This window comes from Pseudoflavitalea sp. G-6-1-2, from assembly GCF_012927185.1.
Taxonomy (GTDB): Bacteria; Bacteroidota; Bacteroidia; order Chitinophagales; family Chitinophagaceae; genus Pseudobacter.
Map to the genome: position 1 here is coordinate 111,480 of NZ_JABBGB010000001.1, position 18,537 is coordinate 130,016.

The window sequence follows — 18,537 nt, forward strand, 5'->3', positions numbered from 1 at the left end:
GGCTGCCCGAAAGCAGCCACTCCAACTTATTTAACTATCGGTAACCGAACCGGCATCTGTTGCCGCGACACGGTTTTATTTCTTCTCTTACATTTTCTCATACACAATCGCAGCGCCCTGCCCTACTCCTACGCACATGGTAGCGAGGCCATAGCGCATATCTCTCCGTTGCATTTCGTGCACCAGTGTAGTGGTGATGCGCACTCCGCTGCATCCCAAAGGATGTCCGATTGCAATGGCTCCGCCATTCACATTGATCTTGCTTTGATCGAGACCAAGCTCCTGAATGCAGGCGAGCGCCTGCGATGCAAATGCCTCATTCAGTTCAATGAGATCGAGATCTTTGGCAGTAATGCCTGCACGTTGCAATGCTTTCTGTGTTGCCGGAACCGGACCAATGCCCATCACTGCCGGATCTACACCAGCCACGCCCATCGACACCACACGCGCCATTGGAGTGAGATTGTATTTCTTCAGCGCTTCTTCACTCGCCAGCAGCACAGCAGCCGCACCGTCGTTGATGCCGGATGAATTACCCGCTGTAACCGTACCATCTTTTGCAAATGCAGGTCTCAGCGTTTTCAGTTTATCGAGTGTTGATTTGCGCGGATGTTCATCCTGCTCGAAATAGATCTTTTCATTTTTGCCTCCTAGGATCTCTACGCCTGCAATCTCCTTGCTCCAGATACCACGTTCGAGGGCAGCGAAATATTTATCCTGACTGGCGAGAGCGAACTCATCCTGCGCCTCTCTGCCGATCTTCCAGCGATTGGCTACATTCTCTGCCGTTTCGCCCATGGAGTATGGATAGTGCATTTCTGCGAGTTTCTTATTGGTGAACCTCCATCCGATGGTAGTATCCACCATCTCAGGGGTACGGTTCCAGGCGCCGGATGATTTAGCCATCACAAACGGAGCGCGCGTCATGCTTTCAACACCGCCTGCCAGATAGAGTTCTCCTTCTCCGCACATGATGGCGCGGGAAGCGTCCATGATAGCCTGCAATCCGGATGCACAAAGGCGGTTCACGGTATTGCCTGCAACAGAAACAGGAAGTCCGGCCAGCAATGCAGCCATACGCGCCACATCGCGGTTATCTTCTCCGGCCTGATTGGCATCACCTGCAATCACATCTTCAATGGCATTCACATCTACGGAACCATTGCGCTGGATAAGAGATCTGAGCACATGCGCCAGTAGGTCGTCGGGTCTGATGCTGCTGAGCGCTCCACCATATTTTCCGATGGGAGTTCTCACAGCATCAACGATATATACTTTCTTCATATAGCTGATTAAGGGAGCAAATATAGCAGATTGCCCCCTTTCGGAGATAGCTACAACCCATTACCATAATTCATGCTATCTTTGCAGGATGGCAAACACAGGGAAGAAGAACATAAGGCATTTGAGCCTGAGTGAGTTAGAGCAGTATTTTGAAGAGCTCGGTGAAAAAAAGTTCCGCACTAAACAAGTGTACGAATGGCTTTGGCAGAAACATGCCCATAGCTTTGATGCCATGACCAACCTGAGCAAGGAGCTCAGGGCCAAGCTCGAAGAAAACTTCACGCTCCCTGCCCTCACAGTCGGCGCCACTCAGTATTCCGCTGACGGCACCGTGAAATCCAGGTTCAAAACCGTGGAAGGCCATGCCGTAGAAGGTGTGCTGATCCCTACCGATGATCGCAAAACAGCCTGTGTAAGCTCTCAGATCGGATGTTCACTCAGCTGCAAATTCTGCGCTACCGGTTACATCGAACGCAAGCGCAATCTCAACTTCGACGAGATCTACGACGAAGTGGTACTCATCAACCAGCAATCGGAACGCGTTTACAACAAGAAGCTCACCAATATCGTATTCATGGGCATGGGCGAGCCCCTGCTCAATTACAAGAATGTGCTGAAGGCCATCGAAAAGATCACTTCGCCCGAAGGGCTGGGCATGAGTCCACGCCGTATCACCGTGTCAACTGCCGGTGTTGCCAAGATGATCCATCAGCTCGGAGACGATCAGGTTCGTTTCAAACTGGCACTGTCGCTTCACGCTGCCAACGATGCCAAAAGAAATGAGATCATGCCCATCAACGAGACCAACAATCTCAAGGCACTGATCGATGCCATGAATCATTTCTACAAACAAACCGGCAACGAAATCACATTCGAATACATCCTCTTCAAAGATTTCAATGATTCTCTGAAAGACGCAGATGAACTGATCAGGATCTACCGGCAGGTTCCGGCCGATCTGGTGAACATCATTGAATACAACCCCATCGATATGGCCACCTTCCGCAAACCAGATGAGAAGGTAACGGAAGCCTTTATGCAGTATCTCGAAAAGAACCGCGTAAATGCAAGGCTCCGCCGCAGCCGTGGAAAAGACATCGACGCAGCATGCGGACAGCTGGCCAACAAAGAGGCGCAGGTAGATTAAGACTGCTCAATATATTTTTTACTAATTACTGTTGAAAAACAGCAATGCATCATTTATGAAAAAACAATCACAAGGCTTCGGCAAATTCATTCAATCCGAAGTAAAAGGATCGAAACTCAAAGAACAGATCCGTCAGGAAAAGAAAGCGCAGCGTAAAGAAACGCAGGCTTATTTTGCGCAGAAGAAAGAAGAAGCGCGCGCAGCCAGAACGGCCGGTGCACCTGAACCAGGTAAACCTAAACCTGCCAGCAACCAGAAATGGGGCAACAGAGGAAATGAAAGCGCCGTAAAACGTAAATCAGCCAACACATCGGAAGATGGTAACGAACGCGGCAAACGCCCATCCAAAGGCGCGGCACGCGGAGGCTTCAAAAAACCCAAGGGCCTCGGTCCACGTGCATTCAAGAAAGCAGGCGGATACAAAGGACTCGAAAAGAAAGCACGCGAAAAAGAGCAGCTCAACAAAACCGAAAAAGGTTTTGCGAAGAATGAAGGCAATAACGAAGCAGGACATCCCGAACATACTTCCCGATTCAAGAATTCAAGATTCAGCAATACAGACCGTAAACCTGCCTTCAAAAAATCCGAAGGCGGTTCATTCAATAAATCAGACAGCAAACCTGCTTTCAAAAAGAGCAGCGACGCAGGTGCAAACAAAGCAGCTAAACCAGCAGCTAAATCCTTTGCAGGCCGCATCATGGGCGCCGGTCCCCAGGAGCCCACTCATAAGAAATCTGTTTCCAAACCAATTCAGAAAAAAGGCGAAGAGAAAGAGGTGGCTGAAAAACCTGCCATCGTGAACACCGGCGATATGCCGCTGAACAAATTCATTGCACACGCAGGTATCTGCTCGCGCAGAGATGCAGCCAATGTAGTGAAATCCGGAAAAGTAGTGGTGAACGGAACAGTGATCACCGAACCCGGACACAAAGTATCCGGCAAAGACGAGATCAAGGTAAATGGCAAGAAGATCGCCGTAAGAAGAAATCTCGTGTACATCCTTCTCAATAAACCCAAGGATTACATCACTACCACCGAAGATCCGCAGGGAAGAAAAACCGTGCTCGACATCATCCGCAACGCCACCACCGAAAGAGTGTATCCCATCGGAAGACTCGACCGCAATACTACCGGCGTTCTACTCCTCACCAACGACGGAGAGCTGGCTCAGAAACTTTCTCACCCCAGCTATGAGGTGAAGAAGATCTATGAAGTAACACTCGATAAACCACTCGTGAAAAAAGACTTCGACGCTGTAATGGCTGGTCTCAATCTCGAAGATGGCTTTGTTCAACCCGACGCACTCGCTTACGCAGATTCAAAAGATAAAAGCATTGTAGGTATCGAGATCCACAGCGGACGCAACCGTATTGTTCGCCGCATTTTCGAACACCTTGGCTACGACGTTCGCAACCTCGATCGCGTGATGTATGCCAACCTCACCAAAAAGAATGTGGACCGCGGCAAATGGAGACTGCTCTCAGAAAAAGAAGTACGCCTCCTGAAATTCCTCAATGCTAGTTACACCAACAAAAACAAACCTGCGAAACGTGGCTAAGATCTCTCTGGACATCATCGAAGAAAACGATCATTTTGTCGCCGTCAACAAACCCGCCGGAATGCTCAGCATCCCCGACCGGGAAGGAAAGGATGTATCGCTCAAAACCATACTCCGCGAGAAATACGGAAACATCTTTGTTGTGCATCGCCTCGACCGCGATACCAGCGGCGTTATCATTTTCGCCAAAGACGAAGAAACGCACCAGTTTCTCTCCATTGCCTTTGAAGACAGAACTGTAGAGAAATTCTATCAGGGCATCGTTACCGGAACACTTCCTGCGGCAAAAGGCACCATCGATCAGCCGATCGCTGAGAACACCACCAAACGCGGAGAAATGCTCATCCACAAAAGAGGAAAGCAATCCGTTACCGATTATGAAGTAGAAGAAACCTTCGGTAAATTCTCATTGGTAAAATATCAGATCCATACTGGGCGTACGCACCAGATTCGTGTACACATGCAGTTTCTGGGCAATCCGCTCGCCTGCGATCCTATCTATGGAGATGGCAAACCTGTATTGATCTCCAGCCTCAAAAAAGATTACAAGCTGAGTAAGAATGAGCTGGATGAAAGACCGATCCTGAGCAGGGTTGCATTGCATGCTGCCGAGCTTCGGTTCACTTCTCCCAATGGAACAAAATATGTACTCAATGCGGAGATGCCCAAAGATATGCGGGCGTTGTTGCAGCAGTTGAGAAAGAATAAGAAGTAATAAAAAAGCTCTGAGTGATCAGAGCTTTTTTTATGCATATCAATTTCAAATCATTTCTCTGCCTTCTTGTACACCACGCCATCCTTCATCACAAAGCTTACTTTGCCCATCACTTTCGGGTCTTTTTCGGGATCTCCATCCACAGCAATGATATCAGCCAGCTTTCCTTTCTCGATGCTTCCCAACTGATCGTACACACCAATCAACTCAGCTGCACTCACTGTTGCGGACTGAATAGCTTTCAGCATCGGCATACCCGCCTCATTCATGTACACGAACTCCATGTAATTCTTTCCGTGTGCGTACACTCCTGCATCTGTTCCGAATGCGATCTTCACTCCTTCTTTGTATGCTTTGGCAAATGTGCCCTGAATTTTCGGTCCGATAGCCAGCGCCTTCGGCGTTACCAGATCAGGATAGTATCCAGGCTTCTTTGCAGAATCAGCTACTGATTTTCCGGCAATGATAGTTGGTACAAACCAGGTGCCGTGTTGTTTCATCAGACTGATCACTTCATCATCCATATAGGTTCCATGTTCGATGCTGTTTACACCCGCGCGCACTGCGCGTTTCATGGCTTCTGCTCCATGACAGTGTGCAGCTACCCTGAATCCGTAGTCTTTAGCTGTTTCAACGATGGCGGTGATCTCCGCTTCTGTGAACTGAGGATTCTCGCCGCTCTTGGCCACACTGAGTACGCCTCCTGATGCTGTTATCTTTATGAGATCAGAACCTTCTTTGTATCGCTGACGAACTGCCTGGCGGCATTCATCGGGGCCGTTGGCCACACCTGCTGCCGGACCGGGATCGCCCATCAGATCGCGGCGGTAACCGTTCGTTGGGTCTGCATGCCCACCAGTAGTGGCGATAGATTTACCTGCAGTGAAAACCCGTGGACCTACAATTATTTTTTTGTTGATCGCATTGCGCAATGCAATGTTCACACCACTTCCGCCGAGATCGCGCACACTGGTGAAACCCGCCATCAGTGTACGATTGGAGAATACTACTGATTGATACGCATAATCAGCAGGGTTCATGGTAAACGCTTCGAGGTAACGGTTGGGATTGGTTTCGCTTTCCATATGCACGTGACAATCGATCAGTCCGGGCATTACTGTAGTTTGTTTCAGATCGATTACTTTGTCTGTGTCGACAGCCTTGATATAACCCTTTTGTATATCCGAAATCTTATTTCCTTCAATGATGATGCTTTGTTCGGTGAGTACCGAACCATTCACCACATCGATCAGTTTTCCGCAATGCAATATGGTGCGCTGTGCAGCAACCATCACGGGTAGCGATACGAGTAACAGGGCGATTAGCTTTCTCATGTAACAGTAGTTTTGGTTCTTTAAGATACTACTTGCCCTTTAGATCTGCCAGCCATCCACATAAAAAATCCCCTGCCTTTCAGCAGGGGACAACTAAATATTAAACAGAATAAGAATGTCTTATTGTTGTTACAGGAAATACACCTTAGAGATTAGGCTGTGGTGTGAAACGCAGGTAAGGCTTCACAACATCCACTCCCTTAGGGAATTTCTTGATAGCATCTTCTGTAGAAACTGCCGGTACCACAATTACATTCTCGCCATGTTTCCAGTCGGCTGGAGTGGCTACACTGTAGTTTGCAGTCAGTTGCAGTGAATCAACCACGCGGAGTACTTCGTAGAAGTTTCTTCCGGTAGATGCAGGATAGGTGATCATCAGTTTCACTTTCTTATCCGGACCGATCACAAACAATGAACGCACAGTGAAAGTCTCTGACGCATTTGGGTGGATCATGTCGTACAAACCAGCCACCTGACGATCTTCATCTGCAATGATCGGGAAACCTACATTACAACCCTGTGTTTCGTTGATATCGTTGATCCAGCCATTGTGGTGCTCCAGAGAGTCTACACTAACAGCCAGTACTTTTACATTGCGCTTAGCAAACTCATCCTGCAGCAAAGCAGTCTTACCCAGCTCAGTGGTACACACGGGTGTGTAGTCAGCAGGGTGAGAAAAGAGAATACCCCAGCCATTGCCAAGGAACTCATAGAAATCGATCTCTCCGGCTGTAGTCTTCGCGCGGAAATTTGGAGCTATGTCTCCTAATCTTAAACTCATAATTCAAAACATTTAAAGTTATTAAAATGTGTTTGCAGCAGGATTACGAAGATACTGATATCCTACTAAACAGATGGACTAATTTGTTAATTTTGATCTTTCTCGTGTAACTGCTTTATTCAGAGCGCCCGGGGAGGTGCGGATCGGGGCGTTGGGGCTTGCTGCCATTGGTACCGGCCGCTTTGGAGATGGCATTCTTGCCAAAACGATTTTTCACATCGTCGATAGCCCGGTAAAGCTCGGTTTTTCTCTCCACATTGCTGAAAAGATTGGTCTGGATAGCGTCTCCTGTGAGCTCGCTGAGGCGAACGCCCAACAGACGCACGGGCGTGCCCTTTCTCCAGAGTTTGTGGAAGAGATCTTTGGCCTGCGGAATCAGCTCATCGTCGTAAAAACTGTAATCGATGCTGGTCTGACGGCTGGTGGTCTCGAAGTCGGGGTAACGGATCTTTACTGCAATGCATCCCGCCATCTTGTTATCCTGCCGAAGCTCATGCGCTACACGCTCCGTCATATGTACCAGCTCATTCAGCAGCCGTTCCGGATCGGAGATATTTTCCTCGAAGGTATTTTCAGTGGAGACAGATTTGGCTTCGTGATAGGGCGTTACTTCCCGCGTGTGGATTCCCTGACTTTTGTGCCAGAGATCGGAGCCGTACTTGCCCAGCTTTCTTTCCAGCAACTCGATACTTGTTTCACTGAGTTGTTTGATGGTGGTGATGCCCATGGCCTGCAAGGTTTGCCAGGTCTGGTTTCCAACTCCATGGATCTTGTTCACCGTCATGGGTGCGAGAAAATCTTTCTCTCTTCCGAAGGGGATGAAGAGATACCCGTTCGGCTTGGCCGCATCTGTAGCAATTTTGGCGATCATTTTGTTGGATGCCAGTCCGAATGAAATGGGCAGTCCGGTTTTATCGATGATCTCCTGCCGCAGGTCGATGGTCCACTGATAGGGTTGGAAGTATTTGTCCATGCCCGTCAAATCGAGATAGAACTCATCGATGCTGGCCTTCTCGAAGAGCGGCGCACGCTCCGCAATTATGCTGGTGACTATGCGGGAATATTTGCTGTACTCACCACGATGCCCTTTCACCACAGTCGCATGCGGACAAAGCCGCATGGCCTGCTTCATAGGCATGGCCGAATGGATGCCGAACTTCCTCGCCTCATAGGAGCAGGCAGCCACCACTCCCCGCTCTCGTCCGCCCACCAGAATGGGTTTTCCTTTGAGCGAAGGATCGAGCAGGCATTCCACGGAAACGAAGAATGCATCCAGATCGAAGTGCGCTATGATCCTTTGGTGAGTGTTAGCCATTTCAAATGCAAGTTACGCAATAGTGAAATGTTTATTTTTGTTGAAATTGGAAAACAGCACCGACATACTCAAACGGTTCGTATTTGCCCTGCAACCCCTGCCAGATGCAGTCTGGATGGACTTTTCGCAGATCTGGCAAAACGTGGAATACCGCCGGAAGACCGTTCTCACCGTAGCGGGCGAAACGGAACGATACCTCTATTTTGTTCTCGAAGGGGTACAGCGCGCTTTCCATGTAGACGACAACCATCCGGACGCTACCGTTATCTTCACCTATCCTCATTCATTTTCAGGAGTGGCAGATTCTTTTCTAACGCAGATGCCCAGTCGATTTTTCTTTGAAACGCTTACCTCAAGCAAACTGCTTCGCACCACACATCAGCAGGTGAATCAGTTGTGCCACAAACATCCCGAACTGCTGCAATGGATGATGAAGGCCACCGCTTTCGTAATGGCCGGCCTGCTCGAAAGGCAGGTAGAGCTGCTCAAATACAGCGCAGAAGAGAAGTTCAGGATATTGCTGAAACGCAGCCCGCACGTATTGCAGATGATCCCGCACAAATACCTCGCTTCTTACCTCGGCATCGATGCCAGCACATTCAGCAAACTTTTAAGCAGCGTGAGAATAGATTAATGGCAGTTCGGCCAAAATCTTGGTAAAATCCAAGATTTTACTCCTCCACCCCGGTTAGCTTTGCATTCAAATAGTACCTCTGATGAAAAAGTTCAACTCCAACGCACTGCTCGACCAGCTCGAAAACGATACCCGGCAGATCATTCTGGCCCTGCACCAAATAAAACAGCAGGACCCTGAGATCCTGCTGACAAATCCGGAATCCGGCAAATGGAGCATAGTTGAAGTAATTGAACACCTTAACATCTACGGCAGGTACTATCTCCCAAGGATCAGACGAATTACCCAAAACGCTTCATCAAAAGCGGAGGAGACATTCTCTGCCGGATGGCTGGGCAACTATTTCACCAACTCCATGTTACCGGATAAGAACGGAATGATCAAAAACAAAATGAGTTCGCCTAAAATGAGCAGGCCTCCTGCTGGTCTCGACAGCCATACCGTTATCAACGAATTTCTGCAACAGGAAGAAGAACTGCTCGATCTGCTGCAAATGGCCCGGAAGGTTTCGCTCAATAAAATCCGGGTTCCCATTTCAATCTCACCTATCATCAAACTCAAGCTGGGGGATATTTTCCGCTTCAACATTGCACACCACCAACGCCACTTTGTTCAGATCCAAAACACATTGGCTGCAGTGAAGAAGTTAAAAGCTGCATAACACTTATTCCCCCATTCTTCTCGATTCTGTTTCCACACCGTTTCTGCGGTTGGTATTCACTTTCACGTTATTGTTGCCGAACTTCCAGGTGAAGCTGAGTCGTACAAAACGGCTCTCTTCTTTGGTGCGGCTGTAAGAGTCGATACCCGATCCGTTCACATTATATCTCGAAACATAAGAGTTCAGGATATCCGCTACATAGAACGATACAGATCCTCTGTTGTCGAAAACAGATTTGCTCACACCTCCACTCATTGAGAAAACTGATCTCACCCTGATTACCCCTATGCGCATCGGGCTGCTGAATGATCCGGAGAGCTCTGCTTTGAAACCTTTGGGCAGCAATATGGTGTGCTGGCTGGTAGCCATAGCTGTAAGCATACCCTGATTCTGTGCTTTATCGGGCGTGTGCTGCTTTGCATAAAAACCGTTAACGGTATTGGTCATATTCCATTTGTTGCGGAGTATCGATGCAGTATGCATGATGGTTAAGCTAACGAGGTCGCCGGTGCCGAGGTTCTCGGAGCTGTTGATCACAGATCCGGGGATCTTTCCTTCTTTGAATGTTGAGCCAAGAATATCGTTGTAATGAATGTATCCAGCTGAAGTGATCAGTTTATTGCGGAAGCTGTGCGTGATCTCGAAGCTATTGGAAGTGCTGGGTCTGATATCGGGATTGCCCTGATAGTAAGAATACTGGCTGCGGAACACGATGAACGGATTCACTACATCGAACTTGAAACGTGTGATGCTTCTGCGATAGTTGAAGCTGAAAGTATTTTTATCATTGGCAGTATAGTCGATATTCAGAGATGGAAAGAGGTTGAAATAATTACGTTCGTTTTTCATATTCCAGGTTACGAGATTTCCTTTGGTGCGTGTCTCTTCTGCCCGCAAGCCCGTTTGCACACTGAATTTCCCGATCTCTTTGTTTGCGCTCACGTAAGCTGCGTAGATGTTTTCGTGGTAGATGAAATGATTGGTGCGGTCGAAATCTGTCTGCCAGCCACTTTTGGAAGACGTCTCCCAGAGTACATCGTTGTCGGTGCGGGTGAGAGTGGCTTTCAGTCCGGCTTCATACGATGCGAATTTGGTTTTGTGCGTAAAGTCGAGAGATACGGATTGAATCTGATTGTTGGCCGGAGAATTATCGCGCAGCACATATGGTGCGTGAGATTCGCTGCCTGCTGCATCGTAATATCGGGTTACAAAATCATCCTTCCATTTCTTATTATACTGCATATGATCGGCGTTCATTGTGAGAGTGGTTCCCTTGCTGTTCAGCAACCATTTGTAATACAGGTTTACGGATGGTGTGCTCACGCGTGAACGGTCTTTTCTTTCGGTGGTGGAGCTGGTGTCTGCGAGCAGGCTTCTTCCGAATGATCCTCCGTCTACAGTGTTGATACCGCCTTTCGCCATCAGTCCGATCGTGTGGCGTGGATTGATATTCCACTCTATTCCTCCTTTGAAGAATTGGTTAACGCGTTCACTCAGGCGATCGGTGTTTTCGAGCAGTTGCCCCTTTCCCATCTCGCGTTCAAATGACGACTCCGTATAGGTTTTGAGGAATCTGTAGTCATAACTTCCGTAGGCATTGAGATGGTTATTGCGATAGTTCAGCGATGCGCCGCCATTGTACATGCCGTAGCGGCCTGCAGAAGTTCCGGCAGTAAGGGTTCCGTTGGTTCCCAGTTTTTTACTTTTGGTGGTAATGATGTTCACCACTGCACCGCCCTGCGCATCGTATTTCGCAGATGGATTGGAGATCAGTTCCACCGTAGCCACTGTATTGGCAGGCATGGAAGAGAGCAGGTTGAAGAGATCATCGCCGCTCAGATTGGTGGGGCGGCCATCGAGCAGTACAATCACATTTTTGCCGCGGAACTGCAGTTTGTTGTTCTGGTCGGAGATGCCGGGACCTCTTTTGATGATTTCCCAGGCGGTACCGCCGGCCGCCGCCGGGCTTGAAGCTACATCAAGCACCAGGGTTCCGTTTTTCATGGTTACGAAATTCTTTGCAGCGGTAACGGTGACTGCTGCGAGGTCTTTATCTTTCTTAATGGTAGTGTCTGTTTGTGCGGTCAGGGACTGGGTGGCAATCATCAATGCGAGGCCGATAGTAAGAGATTTCATGTGAGTTTTATTTTGTTTGTTGATCATGACACAAACCTACAGCGGCCGTCCAGTGCGGAAAAGCGGGCTTCGTCAACAGAAGTGGTTCGTTCTGCGAAATAAAGCTTGCTTAATTTTGTCGAGGGAATATCGCATCTTGTCGAACCGGCATCGATCAAACGCCTTTAAATTGTAGTCTTGTGAAGAATAATCAAATGGCAGACATGAAATCAATTACACCAACATCCCGCTACGGAAGAGTGCCGCTCGTGTTTGAGCTGGTGGTATGGCTGGTTTATGTATGCCTGTACAAATACTCTTACTTCCTGAGTTCGGGCGATCTGCCCAATCCGAATTTCGATAACTTCCCATGGCCACAGCTGATCATATACTCTGTTGCCATGACGGTGTACACCATTCCTTTTTACAGGATCATTGCACCTAAACTGTTGCTGGCAAGAAAATTCTGGTTGCTTTTCTTCGTCACCATTCTGTATTTCGGCATTGTGCTCAAACTGCACAACTGGGTAGTTACCTGGCTGTTTCAGCAGCTCTATCCATCCGGAACATTGCACGAATTCTTTGTAAGCCAGCATGCAGAAGCAGCCATGAGAATGAAACTGTTGTTCGGATGGTCGCCCAATCTCTTCTTAACAGACCTGCTGGCATTTTTGTCTGTAGGATTCATGCGATATGCATTCGAGAATGAGCGGAAGAAATTCATGCTGGAGAAAGACAATCTGGTGCTGCAACTGGAATCGCTGAAAGCCCAGCTGCATCCGCATTTTCTCTTCAATACACTGAACAGCATTTATGCCATGAGCCTTACGGGGCATAAAGAAACATCGGGTTACATACTTCGGCTGAGCGATATGATGCGATACATTCTCTACGATTGTCAGCAGCATTATGTGCCGCTGGAAAAAGACCTGAGCTTTATTCAGAATTATATCGCGATGGAGCAGGCAAGGTATCCCGAAGCGGATATTCAGTTTACCATAAAAGGCGGGAATGAAGTATTGCAGATAGTGCCGCTGCTGTTCATTCAGTTTATCGAGAACAGCTTCAAACATGGCGCACATCGGGTGAACGACAAGGGGTACATCCATGGATCGCTCGAAGTGAGCAATGGCAGGGTACATTTCAATCTGGCCAATGATCTGCCGGAAGCGGGTGGGTTCAGCATGTTCAAACACAATGCAGCAGCGCAGCAAACAGCTGTAAACAATGGCACCGTTTACGGAGGCATCGGTATCAAAAATGTAGAGAAACGATTGGAGATGTTCTATCCCGGCAGGCATAAGCTGAACATCAAAAAAGATGAACATCGTTACGAGGTGACCATCGATATCATCATCAATGGTCCATACTAACAGAGTTATTCAATGATAACAGATACTAACGTTTAAGCATAACTGACAAACGCACATGATCAAATGTCTTATTTGCGATGATGAGCTGATGGCACACCAGGTACTGGAAGCCTACATTCTGCAAACACCCGGACTCACCCTCGTGGGCAAATGCCGCAATGCGCTGGAAGCCTTTGCCAAACTGGAACAGCAGCCCATCGACCTTATCTTTCTCGATATCGAAATGCCGCTGGTGAATGGCATCAGCTTTCTGAAAACACTGATCAACCCACCCAAGGTTATCTTCACAACGGCCTACTCCAATTACGCGCTGGAGAGTTACGAACTGAATGCAGTGGATTATCTGCTGAAGCCATTCTCACCGGAAAGGTTTGCGAAAGCCATCGATAAAGTGAAACTGGCTATCGGCAATCAATCGCAGCCCGAAGCGGAGAAACCTGCTGAAGAAACGGCCCTTGTGATCAAAGAGAAAGAAGGGTTCATTCGTGTATCGCACGACAACATCCTTTATATCGAAGCATCGAAAGATTATATGCGCGTAGTTACTCCGGGTAAAGTGCATCTGGTGCATATCACCATGAAAAAACTCGAAGAATCGTTGCCTGCCACACAGTTTGTGCGCACGCATAAATCTTTCATGGTTTCGCTGCGCGCAATACGCATGGTGCGTTCTGCGGAGCTGGTGCTTACCAGTGGAACCGTTATCCCTGTAAGCGTTAATTACAAAGATCAGGTGAATGAGAAGTTCAAAGGGAATTGATCATCTGAATACATCGAGCAGGCCATCGGGCAGCACCACATGCACCTGCTTCAGTTTCTTGTCTACTTTCAGCAGAGTTTCCGGATGCATGGGAATGAGCGCTTCATTGCCATCGAGATCGATGCGGGCCAGCACCTGATGCGGCTGTTCGATCACTTCGAGAATTTCGCCGATATCGGTTCCGTTATCGATGATATGAAAACCGAGTAAAGAAATGGGGGCAGTTTTATTGGTGAACTGCTGTACCGTGGCTTCGGGCAACCAGATCTGTTTCTGAATAAAATTGCGGGCTTCTTCTTTGGTATTGATGCCTTCGATTTTGATGAAGAGCTCCGTCTCGTTTTTGATGCGTGTTTCTTCTACAAAGTATGGAAGCAGTTCGTCGCGTTTCACTTCGATAAAAATAGTGGTAACGCCCTTGAGGGCTGTTTTCTGGCCGAGGTGATGCACCAGCACCAGCTCACCTTTCACACCGAAGGTGGCTGCTAATTTTCCGATACTTTGATAATTGGTCATAGTGTATGCCCGCAAGTTAGTAAATGAATGGAACAAAAAATCCCGATGAAAGATTCACCGGGATTTAATAGGTTGATTCCATGCGCTAAATTAACCTTCGCTCTTACGTGGTCCGGCAGGTGCCATTGGACGACGGGGACGACGGTCTCTGGCACTGGCTTCTACGCGCTTTTTCAGTTGCGCTTCGTGCTCAGTGTGCCATTTCTGGAATTTCTCCATAGCAGCAGCCTCATCGAAAAGACCGAGCTTAACGCCACGCAGAAGGTGTTTCAGGTAAAGCACTCCTTTGAAAGACAGGATACGACGAACAGTATCTGTAGGCTGAGCACCTTTGTGCAGCCAATCAAGCGCTTTCTGGCGATCCAGTTGAATGCTTGCAGGAACTGTAAGTGGATTGTAAGTACCCAGCTTTTGAATGAATTTACCATCTCTGGGTGAACGAGCATCGGCAACTACGATGAAGTAGAATGGTCTTTTTTTAGACCCATGACGTTGCAGTCTGATTTTTACTGGCATTTTAAATAGAAATTTAAATGCGTGAACAAATAGGGTTACAATTTAAAAAAATGTCAAGGATTGCAAAGGTAACAATACCCCTGACTTTGCCAAATTTAATACAATTCGGATATAAAATTCAGTGCGTAGTTAAAATTTTACATTCCGCGGAAACTCTTAACGGCGGCCCAGTCCCATGCGTCCCATCGGCATTTTGTTCATCATTTTCATCATGCCTTTCATCTGTTCGAACTGCTTCAGAAATCCGTTCAGTTCGTCCATACTTTTTCCTGCCCCTTTGGCAATCCGCGTTTTACGACGGGCGTCGATTATTTCAGGGTTTGAACGCTCTTCGGGTGTCATTGAATTGATCAATGCTTCGATACCCTGAAAAGCATCATCGGATATATCGATGTCTTTTACAGCCTTTCCAACACCGGGGATCATTCCGAGGAGATCTTTGATATTTCCCATCTTCTTGATCTGCTCCAGCTGCTGTTTGAAATCGCTCAGATCAAACTGGTTCTTTCTGATCTTCTTCTCCAGCTTCTTGGCTTCTGCTTCATCGAACTGTGCCTGAGCCTTTTCTACGAGGGTAGTGATATCACCCATGCCCAGGATACGCTGTGCCATACGCTCGGGGTAGAACACATCGAGGGTATCCATCTTCTCACCACTGCTTACAAACTTGATCGGTTTGTTCACGGTGTATTTGATGGATAAGGCAGCACCACCACGGGTATCACCATCCAATTTGGTGAGTACCACGCCGCTGAAGTCGAGGCGATCGTTGAAGGCCTTGGCAGTGTTCACTGCATCCTGACCGGTCATAGAATCCACCACGAACAGGATCTCCTGCGGTTTCACGGCAGATTTTACATTGGCCACTTCGGTCATCATCTGCTCGTCTACAGCCAGTCGGCCGGCAGTATCGATGATCAGTACGTTCTTATTTCTGCTTTTTGCCTCTTTCACCGCATTGGTGGCGATGTCTACGGCATTTTTATTTTCTGGTTCGCTGTACACTTCTACCCCAATCTGTTCGCCCAGCACTTTCAGCTGATCGATGGCCGCAGGGCGGTAGATATCCGCCGCCACCAGCATGGGGTTGAGGTTCTTACGTGTTTTGAGGTAGTTGGCCAGTTTGGCGCTGAAAGTGGTTTTACCCGAACCCTGCAGACCGGCAATGAGAATTACAGCGGGATTGCCTTTGGCATTGAACTCGCTTTCGGTTCCTCCCATCAGTTCGGCGAGCTCGTCTTTTACGATCTTCACCATCAGCTGGCCAGGACTCACTGCTGTTAATACTTTCTGCCCCAGGGCAGTATCGCGCACCTTGTCGGTGAAATCCTTCGCGATCTTGTAGTTCACGTCGGCATCAACCAATGCACGGCGTATATCCTTTACCGTGGCTGCAATATTTAACTCGGTGATTCTTCCTTCACCCTTTATCTGTTTGAAGGCCGATTCTAACCGCTCTGTAAGATTCTGGAACATGATTTTATCAATTTTCTAAAAATGCGACTGCGGGGCCGTCTATCCATTCAGGGACAGTACAGACCCCGCCAACATTTGAATTTCAGCGGGCAAATTTACAGTAAGATTGTGAAGTGTAAAGCTTTCTTTCGGGTATTTGCTCTTTTTTCGGATTATACGCCCAGGTAACTGCGAAGTGCCCTTGAACGTGAATTGGTTCTCAGCTTGGTAATGGCTTTGTCTTTGATCTGCCGTACCCGCTCGCGCGTGAGATTGAATTTATCGCCGATATCTTCGAGGCTCATGGGATGGTCTACCCCAATTCCGAAGAAATAGCAGATCACTTCTTTCTGGCGCTCGGTAAGCATTTTCATCGACCGCTCGATTTCCATGCGGAGGCTCTCTTTGTGCTCGATATTGGTTTCTGCCCGCTCTGCATTCGGATTCTCCAGTACATCAACCAATGTATTGTCTTCACCTTCCGAAAGTGGTGTATCCATGCTCACATGCCTGGCAGCGATGCCGAGTGTGGCCGATACTTCTTCCGTTTCGAGTTCAAGCAGTTCGGCCAGTTCTTCGGGGCTGGGTTCGCGTTCGAACTCCTGCTCCAGCTGGGAGAATGCTTTCTGAATTTTGTTGGTGAGACCTACTTTGTTGAGAGGGAGACGAACAATGCGGGATTGTTCAGCGAGTGCCTGCAGAATGCTTTGGCGAATCCACCATACGGCGTAAGAGATGAATTTGAAACCGCGCGTTTCATCGAAACGCTGTGCTGCTTTGATAAGGCCGAGGTTACCTTCATTGATCAGATCAGGTAAGGAAAGTCCCTGATTCTGATATTGTTTGGCAACGGATACCACAAAGCGGAGGTTGGCTTTGGTCAGTTTGTCGAGGGCAGACTGATCTCCCTGTTTGATTCTACGGGCGAGTCTGACTTCTTCTTCAGGGCTGATCAATTCAACTTTACCGATTTCCTGCAGGTATTTCTCAAGGCTCTGAGATTCACGATTCGTTATCGATTTCGTGATCTTGAGTTGACGCATACTCATAGGTTGAGGTCGTTTAAAGGGTTTTTAAGGTTTAAAGGTTACCTGGTATTATCCAGGAGAAAAACGTAATAAAGCCTGTTTTCTTATATGATGATCGTCAACTTGTAAAAAGCCTGCAAAAGCAATTTAACCAATTCAAGCCCATTTTCCAAAAAAAAGAATGCTAAGCAACTGGTTTACAGTAGTTTTAAAGTTTTTCCCTTCAATGTTATCTTTCCATATCTTTAACGGGCCCCTTAACAAAAAAATTTTTGGGGTAGTATTATTTTTCTATTATTGCAACACAGGTATTACAAAAAGTTTTCAATACAAGGAGTAGATGAGTAAGAAACAACAATTTACGTTAGAGTATCCGGTAAGGTGTTCTCCTTCCATTTTATACGAATTTCTCAGTACACCTGCGGGTTTGCAGGAGTGGTTTGCTGATAAAGTGGACGAGCGGGATAATGTTTTCAGTTTTTCCTGGAATGGAACAATCGATAAAGCAGAAGTAACAGAAAGCGAAGAAGACAAGTTCATCCGTTTTCATTGGCTTCATGCACCATCTGAAGAATTTTTTGAGTTTCGCATCGAAAAATCAGAAGTAACCAATCAGACGATCCTCGTGATCAAAGATTTTGCTGAGAAGAGCGACGTGAAAGATCAGAGCCAGTTATGGGGCTACCAGGTGAAAGACCTCTTCCACCGACTCGGTAACTAAGGAAGCAATGCAGTAAAGATGGCGCGGTACATTGTTTCCGCCTTTCCCGCTGATTCATTCCACATCTGTAACGGAATTCTTACAGATAACTTACAGAAATCATTAACCGAAAGATGAGAATCGATCAACTGTTCATCCAGTTGATCCATGGCTGCATAATTCGAAGCACTCAACTCATGCCGCCATTCATCTTCATTAATGCAAACCATAAATCCTTTATCCGATAATCCCCTCTTATTTTTCTTCAACACATCCAGCAGCTTCGTTTTGTATTCGCCGCTAAGGTGCAGCGTGATGCTGAAATAATGCCCCCACCAGAACATCGTTCGGATGGCAAACACATGGTCTTTTCTGAAGATCTTCGGAAAATCGAGCATCACCCAGGGCAACCCCTCATATTTTTCTCCTTTTGATATCTTCGGAGACGAACCGGTGAATTCCTCCGGAAGATGGCTGCCATACGCTTCCATCTCCTGCCGGATTACCGGTATCATATCCCCCATCATCTCCATGGCTTTGTCGATAATGGCATTCTTTGTTAAAAGCAGTTGACCATTTTGAATGAATGCCAATTCATCTGCCGAAAGATGTATTTTTGTCCGATTCATGTATTAAAGGTAATTA

Annotated in this window: 18 protein-coding genes; 8 read left to right on the top strand and 10 right to left on the bottom strand. The window is 47.5% G+C overall.

The window, feature by feature from the left end:
- Window positions 1–87: 87 nt before the first annotated feature.
- Window positions 88–1,284: an acetyl-CoA C-acyltransferase gene (locus tag HHL16_RS00410; RefSeq protein ID WP_169423173.1), complete on the bottom strand. Its 1,197-nt coding sequence runs from the start codon at window positions 1,282–1,284 to the stop codon at window positions 88–90.
- Window positions 1,285–1,372: 88 nt separating this feature from the next.
- Between HHL16_RS00410 and rlmN the strand changes: the two genes are divergently transcribed.
- From rlmN to HHL16_RS00425, 3 genes are read left to right on the top strand one after another with little or no spacing between them, the layout of a single operon-like run.
- Window positions 1,373–2,431 (top strand): 23S rRNA (adenine(2503)-C(2))-methyltransferase RlmN, encoded by a 1,059-nt coding sequence (rlmN, locus tag HHL16_RS00415; RefSeq protein ID WP_169423174.1) that lies wholly within the window; start codon window positions 1,373–1,375, stop codon window positions 2,429–2,431.
- A 55-nt stretch (window positions 2,432–2,486) separates the two neighbouring features.
- Complete coding sequence (locus HHL16_RS24895; RefSeq protein WP_240965694.1) at window positions 2,487–3,989, top strand: pseudouridine synthase; 1,503 nt, start codon at window positions 2,487–2,489, stop codon at window positions 3,987–3,989.
- A complete protein-coding gene (locus HHL16_RS00425) occupies window positions 3,982–4,704 on the top strand; it encodes an RluA family pseudouridine synthase (protein WP_346766817.1) in 723 nt (240 codons plus the stop codon). Before HHL16_RS24895 ends, HHL16_RS00425 begins: the two co-directional genes overlap by 8 nt.
- 50 nt (window positions 4,705–4,754) lie before the next feature.
- On the opposite strand, the gene HHL16_RS00430 is transcribed toward HHL16_RS00425, so the two are convergent.
- The 3 genes from HHL16_RS00430 to dinB form a co-directional block, all read right to left on the bottom strand.
- Complete coding sequence (locus HHL16_RS00430) at window positions 4,755–6,038, bottom strand: amidohydrolase family protein (protein WP_169423176.1); 1,284 nt, start codon at window positions 6,036–6,038, stop codon at window positions 4,755–4,757.
- Window positions 6,039–6,183: 145 nt separating this feature from the next.
- The gene (locus tag HHL16_RS00435) at window positions 6,184–6,819 is read right to left on the bottom strand and encodes a peroxiredoxin (protein ID WP_169423177.1); all 636 of its coding nucleotides are present in this window, start codon (window positions 6,817–6,819) and stop codon (window positions 6,184–6,186) included.
- A gap of 115 nt (window positions 6,820–6,934) precedes the next feature.
- A complete protein-coding gene (gene dinB, locus HHL16_RS00440) occupies window positions 6,935–8,134 on the bottom strand; it encodes a DNA polymerase IV (protein ID WP_169423178.1) in 1,200 nt (399 codons plus the stop codon).
- A 37-nt stretch (window positions 8,135–8,171) separates the two neighbouring features.
- Between dinB and HHL16_RS00445 the strand changes: the two genes are divergently transcribed.
- Window positions 8,172–8,768 (top strand): Crp/Fnr family transcriptional regulator, encoded by a 597-nt coding sequence (locus HHL16_RS00445; protein WP_240965696.1) that lies wholly within the window; start codon window positions 8,172–8,174, stop codon window positions 8,766–8,768.
- An 82-nt stretch (window positions 8,769–8,850) separates the two neighbouring features.
- The gene (locus HHL16_RS00450) at window positions 8,851–9,429 is read left to right on the top strand and encodes a DinB family protein (RefSeq protein WP_169423179.1); all 579 of its coding nucleotides are present in this window, start codon (window positions 8,851–8,853) and stop codon (window positions 9,427–9,429) included.
- Between the two features lie 3 nt (window positions 9,430–9,432).
- Here HHL16_RS00450 and HHL16_RS00455 read toward each other — a convergent pair whose 3' ends face one another.
- Complete coding sequence (locus tag HHL16_RS00455; RefSeq protein ID WP_169423180.1) at window positions 9,433–11,565, bottom strand: outer membrane beta-barrel family protein; 2,133 nt, start codon at window positions 11,563–11,565, stop codon at window positions 9,433–9,435.
- A gap of 203 nt (window positions 11,566–11,768) precedes the next feature.
- Between HHL16_RS00455 and HHL16_RS00460 the strand changes: the two genes are divergently transcribed.
- Entirely contained in the window at window positions 11,769–12,917 is a 1,149-nt protein-coding gene (locus HHL16_RS00460) for a sensor histidine kinase (protein WP_169423181.1), read from the top strand.
- A gap of 55 nt (window positions 12,918–12,972) precedes the next feature.
- Window positions 12,973–13,677: a LytTR family DNA-binding domain-containing protein gene (locus tag HHL16_RS00465; RefSeq protein ID WP_206022193.1), complete on the top strand. Its 705-nt coding sequence runs from the start codon at window positions 12,973–12,975 to the stop codon at window positions 13,675–13,677.
- Here HHL16_RS00465 and rimM read toward each other — a convergent pair whose 3' ends face one another.
- The 4 genes from rimM to HHL16_RS00485 form a co-directional block, all read right to left on the bottom strand.
- A complete protein-coding gene (gene rimM, locus HHL16_RS00470) occupies window positions 13,678–14,193 on the bottom strand; it encodes a ribosome maturation factor RimM (RefSeq protein ID WP_169423182.1) in 516 nt (171 codons plus the stop codon).
- 90 nt (window positions 14,194–14,283) lie between these two features.
- Complete coding sequence (gene rpsP, locus HHL16_RS25260) at window positions 14,284–14,709, bottom strand: 30S ribosomal protein S16 (RefSeq protein ID WP_169423183.1); 426 nt, start codon at window positions 14,707–14,709, stop codon at window positions 14,284–14,286.
- 156 nt (window positions 14,710–14,865) lie between these two features.
- Window positions 14,866–16,185: a signal recognition particle protein gene (gene ffh / locus HHL16_RS00480; RefSeq protein WP_169423184.1), complete on the bottom strand. Its 1,320-nt coding sequence runs from the start codon at window positions 16,183–16,185 to the stop codon at window positions 14,866–14,868.
- Window positions 16,186–16,337: 152 nt separating this feature from the next.
- Window positions 16,338–17,207, bottom strand: coding sequence for an RNA polymerase sigma factor RpoD/SigA (locus HHL16_RS00485; RefSeq protein WP_169423185.1), 870 nt, complete (start codon window positions 17,205–17,207; stop codon window positions 16,338–16,340).
- A gap of 325 nt (window positions 17,208–17,532) precedes the next feature.
- On the opposite strand from HHL16_RS00485, the gene HHL16_RS00490 reads away from it, so the two are divergent.
- A complete protein-coding gene (locus HHL16_RS00490) occupies window positions 17,533–17,913 on the top strand; it encodes an START-like domain-containing protein (RefSeq protein ID WP_169423186.1) in 381 nt (126 codons plus the stop codon).
- On the opposite strand, the gene HHL16_RS00495 is transcribed toward HHL16_RS00490, so the two are convergent.
- Window positions 17,910–18,521: a hypothetical protein gene (locus HHL16_RS00495; protein ID WP_169423187.1), complete on the bottom strand. Its 612-nt coding sequence runs from the start codon at window positions 18,519–18,521 to the stop codon at window positions 17,910–17,912. The two genes, HHL16_RS00490 and HHL16_RS00495, sit on opposite strands and share 4 nt — an antisense overlap.
- Between the last annotated feature and the right edge of the window lie 16 nt (window positions 18,522–18,537).